General features: G+C 43.3%; 10 protein-coding genes, 1 tRNA gene and 1 rRNA gene. 4 read left to right on the top strand and 8 right to left on the bottom strand.

The window, feature by feature from the left end:
- Positions 1-307 precede the first annotated feature (307 nt).
- From L884_RS0106050 to L884_RS0106035, 4 genes are all read right to left on the bottom strand, one after another.
- Positions 308-1492 (bottom strand): BaiN/RdsA family NAD(P)/FAD-dependent oxidoreductase, encoded by a 1185-nt coding sequence (locus tag L884_RS0106050; protein ID WP_028766648.1) that lies wholly within the window; start codon positions 1490-1492, stop codon positions 308-310.
- A 253-nt stretch (positions 1493-1745) separates the two neighbouring features.
- Positions 1746-2765, bottom strand: coding sequence for an NAD(P)H-dependent glycerol-3-phosphate dehydrogenase (gene gpsA / locus L884_RS0106045; RefSeq protein ID WP_028766647.1), 1020 nt, complete (start codon positions 2763-2765; stop codon positions 1746-1748).
- Between the two features lie 4 nt (positions 2766-2769).
- On the bottom strand, positions 2770-3255 hold the full coding sequence (secB, locus tag L884_RS0106040) for a protein-export chaperone SecB (protein WP_012157402.1): 486 nt from the start codon (positions 3253-3255) through the stop codon (positions 2770-2772).
- Between the two features lie 229 nt (positions 3256-3484).
- Positions 3485-3919 carry a rhodanese-like domain-containing protein gene (locus tag L884_RS0106035; protein WP_028766646.1) on the bottom strand — a complete coding sequence of 145 codons (435 nt, stop codon included), beginning with the start codon at positions 3917-3919 and terminating at the stop codon, positions 3485-3487.
- Between the two features lie 237 nt (positions 3920-4156).
- Here L884_RS0106035 and gpmM point away from each other — a divergent pair, with 237 nt between their 5' ends.
- Genes gpmM through L884_RS0106015 form a run of 4 tightly spaced genes read left to right on the top strand, consistent with a single transcriptional unit; the run spans position 4157 to position 8852 of the window.
- Positions 4157-5701, top strand: coding sequence for a 2,3-bisphosphoglycerate-independent phosphoglycerate mutase (gene gpmM, locus L884_RS0106030; protein ID WP_028766645.1), 1545 nt, complete (start codon positions 4157-4159; stop codon positions 5699-5701).
- Between the two features lie 10 nt (positions 5702-5711).
- Positions 5712-6845 carry a murein hydrolase activator EnvC family protein gene (locus tag L884_RS0106025; protein WP_028766644.1) on the top strand — a complete coding sequence of 378 codons (1134 nt, stop codon included), beginning with the start codon at positions 5712-5714 and terminating at the stop codon, positions 6843-6845.
- Between the two features lie 33 nt (positions 6846-6878).
- Entirely contained in the window at positions 6879-8084 is a 1206-nt protein-coding gene (locus L884_RS0106020) for a S41 family peptidase (protein ID WP_028766643.1), read from the top strand.
- A gap of 6 nt (positions 8085-8090) precedes the next feature.
- The gene (locus L884_RS0106015; RefSeq protein WP_028766642.1) at positions 8091-8852 is read left to right on the top strand and encodes a divergent polysaccharide deacetylase family protein; all 762 of its coding nucleotides are present in this window, start codon (positions 8091-8093) and stop codon (positions 8850-8852) included.
- On the opposite strand, the gene L884_RS0106010 is transcribed toward L884_RS0106015, so the two are convergent.
- The 4 genes from L884_RS0106010 to rrf all read right to left on the bottom strand — a co-directional run bounded on the left by L884_RS0106010 (position 8832) and on the right by rrf (position 10112).
- The gene (locus L884_RS0106010; protein ID WP_028766641.1) at positions 8832-9281 is read right to left on the bottom strand and encodes an Rrf2 family transcriptional regulator; all 450 of its coding nucleotides are present in this window, start codon (positions 9279-9281) and stop codon (positions 8832-8834) included. The two genes, L884_RS0106015 and L884_RS0106010, sit on opposite strands and share 21 nt — an antisense overlap.
- Before the next feature lie 53 nt (positions 9282-9334).
- On the bottom strand, positions 9335-9586 hold the full coding sequence (locus L884_RS0106005) for a YkgJ family cysteine cluster protein (RefSeq protein WP_028766640.1): 252 nt from the start codon (positions 9584-9586) through the stop codon (positions 9335-9337).
- Positions 9587-9823: 237 nt separating this feature from the next.
- Positions 9824-9900: transfer RNA gene (locus L884_RS0106000), tRNA-Asp, on the bottom strand.
- A 96-nt stretch (positions 9901-9996) separates the two neighbouring features.
- Positions 9997-10112 (bottom strand): 5S ribosomal RNA (gene rrf / locus L884_RS0105995).
- Between the last annotated feature and the right edge of the window lie 7 nt (positions 10113-10119).

Here is a 10119-nt window from a genome sequence, read left to right as displayed (position 1 = left end):
CCTACACAGTATTGACTAAAGCTTAGTCTATTTACAAGTGCTGCAGTCTAGAGAAAAAGAGCATCATTTTTTGCCACCGCTAGGGATCACATTGACGAATACGATTTACAAGGCTGTATTTGGAAGGTACGACTTTTTAGAGAGTAAAACTTTGGCAGGAAGTATCTGAAAATATGGTAAAAAGCTAATTCATTGCGCTAGTTCTTCCTTAAACTAGACGCTAATTATTCAAACATATACCGCTAAGCGCGGAAACAAAAAACAATTTAAAGTCTCAAGGCTATAGTTTTTATTGTTCCAAAACACCTTATACAGCTTGGCCAGCTGCAACTCCAGAGCTCCACGCCCATTGGAAATTAAACCCACCTAACCAACCACTTACGTCCATCACTTCGCCAACGAAATACAAACCAGGAACAGCTTTAGCTTCCATGGTTTTAGATGAGAGCTCATTAGTATCAACGCCGCCTAGCGTCACTTCGGCAGTACGATAGCCCTCGGTGCCGTTCATCACTAAGCTCCAAGACTCAAGATCGACAGCCAATTGCTCTAACTCAGCATGAACTAACTGGTTAAGTGCCTTGTTAAGTAACACCTCAGCAAATAGCACTTCAACTAAACGTTTAGGTAACCATTGCGACAGCGCATTGCGCAGGCTTTGTTTTGGACTCGCCTCAAGCGCTTGCTGTAACTTGGCACGCACATCCTCACCCGGTAACAAGTTAATGCTAATGGCTTCGCCAGGGTTCCAGTAATTTGAGATCTGCAAAATAGCAGGCCCTGAAAGACCACGATGGGTAAATAGCAATGCCTCACTAAATTGAGTGCCATCTTTAGCGGTGATAGTACTTGGCACCGCAATGCCTGATAGGGTTTCAAAGCGTTGCTTTTGATCGCTGTGCCAAGTGAATGGCACGAGTCCAGCATGGGTTGGCAGCACCTTTAAACCAAACTGCTGAGCAATATGGTAGCCGTAAGGCGATGCCCCCAGCTTTGGCATAGACAAGCCACCGGTGGCAATCACTAAAGACTCACAAGAGTAGTGTTCTTTGTCGGTTATCAGTTCAAACAAGCCATCTGCATTTTTACTGATCTCACTGATTTCAGTGCGTAATCTTATCTGTGCGCCAGCCCACTCACTTTCAGTAAGCAGCATAGTCACAATCTCTTTCGCTGAGTCATTGCAAAATAGCTGACCATGATCGCGCTCGTGATACTCAATGCCATGACGCTCGACCAATTCGATAAAATCAGTTGAGCGGTAACGTGCTAAAGCTGACTTAACAAAGTGGCTGTTGCCGCAAATAAAGTTACTCGACTCCACTTTCTGATTGGTGAAGTTACAGCGGCCGCCGCCACTGATTAGAATTTTTCGCCCCGCTTGCTTAGCATTATCTAGCACTAACACATCACGGCCTCGGTAACCCGCTGTCGCTGCACACATTAGTCCAGCAGCACCTGCACCTATAATAATGACGTCATGATGTTTCACTCGATAACTCCTAAAAACGTAACTAGCCTCAAATATAGAGGAAGTTTTGAGCACAAAAGGGGCGCTATTTTAGCACTGTTATTTGTACATGGAAGTATTTATACCACTCTCAACACCTATGCCATGGATGGCATGAAGTAGTATCTGTACATGGAAGTACTACCCCCAACAGCTGGTAGGCGCAAAACAAAAAACCGAAGCTAGGCTTCGGTTTTAATCAACTGTATTAGTTATTCAGTTTAATAGCTGAATACTATTCTGCCGACGAAGTCTCAGACTTCTGCTCGCGGCTTAACAACTCTTTGGCGGCATCCACAGGAGATTTGCCTTTATACAAGACTTGATAAACCTGCTCAGTGATAGGCATCTCAACACCTAAACGCTTAGCTAGCGTGTAGACCTCTTTAGTATTGCGATAACCTTCAACTACTTGGCCAATTTCATCTTGTGCTGTTTCAACATCACAACCTTTACCAAGTGCTAGACCAAAGCGGCGGTTACGTGACTGATTGTCGGTACAAGTGAGCACCAAATCACCTAAGCCAGCCATGCCCATAAAGGTCGAACCTTGAGCGCCAAGCGCTTCGCCTAATCGAGTTAACTCAACTAAACCACGGGTAATCAGTGCTGTTCTGGCGTTGGCGCCAAATCCAATACCATCAGAAAGACCTGCACCAATAGCAATAACGTTCTTAACCGCACCACCCAGTTGCAGACCGATAAAGTCATCGTTGGCATAAACGCGCAAACGCTTAGGGCTATGCAGTAGTTCAACTAAGTCTTTAGTGAACTGTGGATCGGTACCAGCTATCGAAATTGCCGTAGGCATTCCTGCAGCAAGTTCTTTAGCGAAAGTAGGCCCTGAGAGCACAGCTAACGGAAACTCATCGCCTAACACTTCACGCGCAACATCTTGAATTAAACGGCCGGTTTCAGGCTCTAAGCCTTTCGTTGCCCATACAATTCGAGAGTCTTTGCGTAATAGTGGTTTTGCTTGAGTCAGAACTAAACCAAAAACATGGCTAGGCACCACCACTAGCACATTGTTAGATGCGGCTAATGCTGTTGCTAAATCTGCTTCTGGAATAAGTAAGTCTGGTAACGGAATACCCGGTAAAAATGCTTCGTTAGACTTATCATTTTTCAGGTTTTCAATGTGCTCGGGTTCGTGTCCCCAAAGCATGGTTCTGTGACCATTACTCGCTAAAGAAATGGCAAGGGCGGTCCCGTAAGAGCCCGCCCCCAGTACCGTAATGTCGGCAGTGTTTTTCATGCGATTAAGCGTTAGCTTCTTCTGCTGGTGCTTCAGCTGCAGCAGCTTGACGCTGTTGAACATACTGAGCAAATAGTGCGTCAAAGTTTACTGGAGCTAGGTTTAACTGTGGGAAAGTACCACGGCTTACTAGGCTACCAATTGCTTCACGAGCGTATGGGAAAAGAACGTTAGGGCAGTATGCACCTAAAGAGTGAGCTAGCTGCTGTTCAGTTAGACCAGCGATAGCGAAGATACCCGCTTGCTGAACTTCACATAGGAATGCAGTTTCTTCACCATTCTTAGCTGTTACTGTTAGAGACAGAACAACTTCGTATACGTCGTCAGATAGTTTGTTGCTGCGAGTATCTAGATCAAGCTTAACTTCTGGGTTCCACTCTTTTTGGAAAACAGCTGGGCTGTTTGGTGTTTCAAAAGAGATATCTTTTGTGTAAACACGTTGAATGTTGAATTGTGGACCTTGTTGTTCGTTGTTTGCTACTTCAGCCATACTATCCTACCTTTAAAAAATGTTAATGAGGCTACATAAAAGAGCCAGTCTCAGGGCTTGGCAAACTTGGGGATCCCAATTTGCGTTCCCGGTTTTTGATTTATTTAGTCAACAGACGCTTTTAGGAGGGAGCTTGTTGTCCCTCAGTTCAATGCCGGCAACCACATAAGTTAAGCGTTAACACTCTAATCAATTACTCAACAAAAAATCAATGGCTCGGCTAACACTTCTATCTTTTACTTTTTGAAACAGGCAAGTTATTTGACTGCCATTCACCCATACCACCTTTCAAGTTATTCACGTTTTCAAAACCATGATTAACCATCAGCTGAGCAGCTTGAGATGAAGTCATTCCAGCGTTGCATACCATTATAATGGGACTCGCTTTTGCGTTTTCAAGGTTACCAAGCTGATTATTTTTGATATCTGCTAATGGTAAGTTGATTGCGCCTACGATATGACCCTTTTTAAACTCTTCTTTGCCGCGTACATCAACGACTTTAGCGTCTTGTTTATTAATCATCAAAGTCGCTTCTTGGTGATTAACATTTTTGACTTTAGACACGCTAGATTTAAATACAACAACAATTAATCCAACAAACAAACCAACCCAAGCAATACTTAGCATCGGGTTAGCTTTAAAAAATTCCATATATTCTTGCATCGTTCACTGCCTACTTTTCTGGGCCAAATATAATGAGGGCACTGAGTATACCATCGCTTGGTGCAGAATACAGAATGTTAGTCACGCAAAGGGAGCTCAAGCGATACTAATATGACTTCAATAGCCATATTCGATAAGCCTAATCTTAGTAAATGTCTTTATGCACAAGGCTAATTGGTAGTAATATTTAACCAATTCCGATTTCAAGCTTATTTTTTAAAACTTAAAGGTACTACCATGACGACACGCAAACGCCCGTTGGCATTGCTGATCCTCGATGGCTGGGGTTACCGTGAAAACACGCAGAAAAATGCCGTTTTTCATGCTAATACACCGGTTTTAGATCAGCTAAATGCAAAATATCCACACAGTTTAATCTCAGGTTCTGGCTTAGATGTTGGCCTACCAGATGGTCAAATGGGTAACTCTGAAGTTGGACATATCAACATCGGCTCAGGCCGTATTGTCTACCAAGAGTTAACCAGAATTGGCAAATCGATTGCCGACGGTGAATTTGACAATAACCCTGCACTAACAGCAGCAATTGATGCGGCAATAAAAGCTGATGGTGCGGTACATATTATGGGGCTACTATCTCCTGGTGGAGTTCATAGTCACCAAGACCACATTGAAGCCATGTGCAAACTAGCCGTAAATCGTGGCGCGAAAAAAGTTTACCTGCATGCTTTCCTTGATGGTCGCGATACACCACCACGTAGCGCTAAATCTGGCCTAGCGCACTTTGAAGAGCTGTTTAACAACTTAGGTACAGGCCAAATTGCATCGTTAATTGGCCGTTATTATGCAATGGATCGTGATAACCGCTGGGATCGCGTTTCACAAGCTTACGAGTTAATCACTGAAGGCAAAGGTTTACATCAAGCTGCAAACGCTGTTGAAGCGATTGAAGCGGCCTATGCCCGTGATGAAAATGACGAGTTTGTCGCTAGCACAGTGATCCCAGATGCTGAGGGGAATATTGCTAAGTTAGCTGATAACGATGCCCTGATCTTTATGAACTTCCGTGCAGATCGCGCCCGTCAGATCACTCGCAGCTTTGTTGAGCCTGATTTTGCTGGCTTTGAGCGTAACGTGACACCTAAAATAAACTTCGTCATGCTGACTGAGTACGCGGCTGATATCAAAGCTCCTATCGCTTATCCTTCAAGCGATTTAGTTAACACCTTAGGTGAAACTCTACAAAACCGAGATCTCACTCAGCTACGTATTTCAGAAACAGAAAAGTATGCGCATGTAACCTTCTTCTTCAATGGTGGTAAAGAAGAGCCATTTAAAGGTGAAGACCGTATTCTAATCCAGTCGCCAAAAGTCGCTACCTACGACTTACAACCGGAAATGAGCTCAACAGAACTCACCGATAAGTTAGTCGCAGCGATTGAATCAACCGATTACGATGTGATTATTTGTAACTATCCAAACGGCGATATGGTTGGTCACACAGGTAACTTTGAAGCAGCAGTAAAAGCCTGTGAAGCTGTTGACACTTGTATTGGCCGCGTTGTTGAAGCGTTAGAAAAAGTGGGTGGTGAATGTTTAATTACTGCCGATCATGGTAACGCTGAGCAAATGACTGATGAAACAACTGGGCAAGCGCATACAGCCCATACCAGTGAATTAGTGCCACTCATCTATGTTGGACGTGACGCAGAGATCGAAACCGGCGGACGTTTGAGTGATTTAGCGCCGACTATGTTAACCTTGATGGGACAAGACGTACCTGCAGAGATGACAGGCCGTTCGATAATAAAACTCAAAGAGTAATAGTTAACAAGTGAACATTCGATTTTTTATCAAAGCCAGCATTATTGCTGGCTTTCTATCGCTTCCTTTAATGGTCAGTGCGACCGATCTCGAACGCCGCCAGTCTGAGCTGAAATCAATTCAGGCTCAAATCAATAAGCAGCAATCTGAGGTAAAAAACACCAATAAGCAAAGGGAAAGGTTAGTCTCGCTGTTAAAAGAGGATGAAAAAGCAATTGCCCAAGCGGCAACGAAAGTCAATCGCACTAAACAAGACTTAAGCCAAACGGATAAAAAACTTGCCGAGCTTAACAATAAGCAGCAACAACTGAATCAGCTAAAGTCAGCCCAACAGAAATCACTGTCTAATCAACTCGAAAGTGCCTACTTAGCTGGTAATCACGACTACAGTAAAATGTTGTTAAATCAACAATCTCCAGCCAGCATTGAACGACTGCTTGCATACTATCAATACTTAAATAAAGCGCGCATTGATTCTATTGAGCAATTACAGACCACTCTAAAAGAACTCGAAGAGATCCAAACTGAACAGCAACAGCAACAGAATCGACTCAATAAACTGGTCATTGAGCAACAGCAACAAGCTAAGAAGTTGAACCAAGAGCAGGTACAACGACAAAACACACTAACTCAACTACAACGAACTTTGAATAGTAGTGGCGCCGTATTAGAGCAGCTACAAATCGAAGAGGCTAGCCTTAAACAGGTAATCAAACAAGCGCTAGCCGCTGCAAAAAACAACCCCTCTTTTGATGGCTTATCTAGCCGCCATAAGCTCAATTGGCCAACCAAAGGTCGGATAAAATCAGCCTTTGGTAGTAAACGTTCCGGTCAAGTGAAGTGGAAAGGAGTGATGATCTCAGCTGCGGAAGGACAAAATGTCAAAGCCATTGCTGGCGGAAAAGTCATTTATGCCGATTGGTTGCGGGGTTTTGGTATGGTTTTGGTTGTCGATCATGGCAAAGGATACATGAGCCTTTATGGTCATGCGCAAGCGCTACTTAAAAATGCGGGTGATAGTGTTAGCAAGGGCGAATCCATCGCTTTAGTTGGCCGTTCAGGTGGACAGACTCAGCCTGGCCTATACTTTGAAGTAAGGCACAAGGGGCAAGCTGTCGATCCTGCAAGATATTGCAAACGTTAGACCAAATAACCCCTTATAGACGAAGGGGTTATCATGTCACAAACATTACGTTATTTTTGCTGCATTTTTATTGGCTTAGCACTTGGGCTTTCGCTAACCTTAGTCGGACAGGAACATACTCAGCAATATAAACCTCGTATCAATTACCCGATGCTGCTCGATGTTATCGACACCATAGAAACCTACTATGTTGATAATGTATCTGAAGAGGAATTGATCGAGGCGGCGATAGAAGGCATTTTTCTCAAACTCGACCCCTACTCGAGTTTTCTCGACAAACAGAGCTTCGCTGACGTTCAAGATTCAAATAATGGCGAGTACTTTGGCTTTGGAGTAGAAATCGCTACCGATAATGATCAGATAACCATAGTAACTCCCTTTGCAGGCTCTCCCGCCGCAAAAGCAGGCATCAAACCCGGCGACCGTGTAATTAAGCTCAATGAGCAACTTGTTACAGCTGATAAACTAGAAAAGTTACTCAAGCAAATTAAACAGCACAGCTTTGACAAGTTGCCTATCAAACTTGAAATATTAAGAGCAAATAGCCAAGAGATTTACACAGTCACCTTATCGCCTAGCATTATTGCTATTAATTCTGTTGAGGCTGAAATTCTAGATAACCAAATAGGTTATATTCGCTTATCCAGCTTTCAAGAAAACACCACCCCAAAACTGGTTAAACAGTTATCTGCATGGCAAAACACTAATCTTAGCGGAATAATTTTAGATCTCAGGAATAACCCTGGTGGCCTGCTAGATCAAGCAATAACCATTGCCGACCTATTTCTCGATAAAGGCCGAATTGTGTCAACGGAAGGGCGTTTTTTTGATGCCAACTCAGACTATTACGCCTCACCACAGACAATGGCCACCAATATCCCTATTACAGTTCTAATCAACAAAGGCTCTGCGTCAGCATCAGAAGTTTTAGCGGCCGCCTTACAAGAAAATGGCCGAGCAACCGTAATTGGCCAAACAAGCTTCGGTAAAGGTACCATTCAAAGCCTTATCCCCACTCTCATGGACGGTAATGCCATAAAGCTCACCATAGCCAAATATACCACTCCAAATGGCAAGGATATTCACTCAAAAGGTATTGAGCCTGATATAAAAATCACTTTAGATACTGTATCAGAAGGTGAAAATATGCCTATAATCGCAACAAATTCACTCCGTGAGTCTGTAGCTCAAGATAAATTGGTCAGCTCGGCAATTGCATGGATCAAGGAAGAAAACTAACTACCTGTGCGCTATCTTTTATTATTAATATTATTCGTGTTACCAAGCACTAGTGCCTTCGCCAGCAAAATTGCCATCATTATTGACGATATCGGATATCGTCAATCGGATAAGGCTGTACTGACATTGCCCGCCAATATCACTTTATCGATATTGCCCCACACTCCTTTAGGCAAAACTCTCGCCTCTCAAGCTTATCAACAGGGCAATGAGATTTTAGTGCATCTGCCAATGCAGGCGCTAAACGGTAAAGCGATTGGCCAAGGTGGCCTGACTAACACCATGAGTGAATCAGAATTTAAAACACAAGTAAGCAAAGCTATCGCAAGTGTACCTCATGCAAGTGGTGCGAATAACCATATGGGCAGTTTGCTCACTCAACTAAAGCAACCTATGCGCTGGGTAATGGAAGCGTTGCAACAGCAAGACATCTATTTCATAGACAGTCGCACAACAAAGTTTACCCAAGCAGGCGCAGTTGCACAGTCTGTAGGTATTCCCTTGCTTAACAGAGAAATATTTCTAGATAATGATAAATCGTGGGCTGGTTTAGAGCGGCAATTTCAACAAGCGATCAAGCTTGCCAAAAGTAAAAAGCAAATCGTAGTGATCGCCCACCCTTATCCTGAAACTATCGCGTTTTTAACTAATAATTTGTCAAGACTGGATGATGAGAAAATTCAGTTAGTACATGCTTCAGAGCTACTGCCACAACCTACGGCTGCGACAGTCGCTAGCAAATTTCAACTATTGCAGGATAGGAATTGAAAGGTCCGGTAATAAAGCCTTAAGCTCAGGCTTATTCGCTACGATCATCTCTAAAGTGTAGCCATCTAACACGGCTAAATATGCATTCACAGCCTCGCCCAATACGCCTTTAAGCTTACAAGCAGGGGTGAACAAGCAATAGGGTTTAGTACAATCAATAGGTGCTAAAGAGTTTTCAAGTGAGCGTACCACCTGACCAATATTTATTTCAGATGCAGACTTAGCTAACTTAAAACCGCCGCTCTTGCCACGCACTGTTTGTAAATAACCCAATTTACCCAAATGATGAACCACTTTCGAAATATGGTTAGCAGACAGATCAAACACTTCAGTTATCTCAGAGATACGAAACAGTGATTCTCTTTCAGAGTTTAACGCTAAGTACATCAGCGTTCTTAAACCATAATCTGTATAACGAGTTAATTGCATTAATCGACAATCCGTAAAATAAATATTAGATGAAGCTTTAGAGTATGCTTCTATCAGTTTGTAGCAGCTTCCAATGTACTGATAAGCCATAGCGCTTCGCTATCATTTGAGCCACATACATCATCGGTTGCGGCAAAGAGACCGCACACAGCTGGTCTTTCCGCTTTACCAAATAGCTTACACAAGTTTTGCTCATTGAGCTGAATACAACGTACCCCAGCAGGTTTACCATCTGGCATACCAGGAATAGGAGTAGTAATAGAAGGTGCAATGCAGCAAGCACCACAACCTAAACGGCAATCCATCTTATAAACCTTTTTACATTCGAGCCGTATTATAGCTCTATAAAGCAACAGAGAGTTGTGCGAAGTCACATACTATACAGCAAGTGACACAGGATATTGTAGAAGCGTGATCAGTGTATACAATTTACTAACCGCAGATAGCTACATAAAAACTCAATCAAGAAGAGCTTATCGCAGTATGAGTAAATTACAGATACGAAAAAGCCCTGCTATTGCTAGCAGGGCTTATCGTAATGTTGGCGGAGCGGACGGGACTCGAACCCGCGACCCCCGGCGTGACAGGCCGGTATTCTAACCAACTGAACTACCGCTCCTTTAGCAAGCTGCTTACGCATTATGCTAAATTCTTTTTAAGTCGCTAACTTGTCAGGGCTAGGAGACTCGATTTTCAATGAAAATCTTAATTTAAAGCCTGGAAATGACCTACTCTCACATGGGGAGACCCCACACTACCATCGGCGATACTGCGTTTCACTTCTGAGTTCGGAATGGATTCAGGTGGTGCCACAGCTCTATGGTTTCCAGACAAATTC

The organism is Shewanella fidelis ATCC BAA-318, assembly GCF_000518605.1.
GTDB classification, from domain to species: Bacteria; Pseudomonadota; Gammaproteobacteria; order Enterobacterales; family Shewanellaceae; genus Shewanella; species Shewanella fidelis.
The sequence above is the reverse complement of the archived record's forward strand: the minus strand, read 5'-3'. Positions and strand labels throughout refer to the sequence as shown.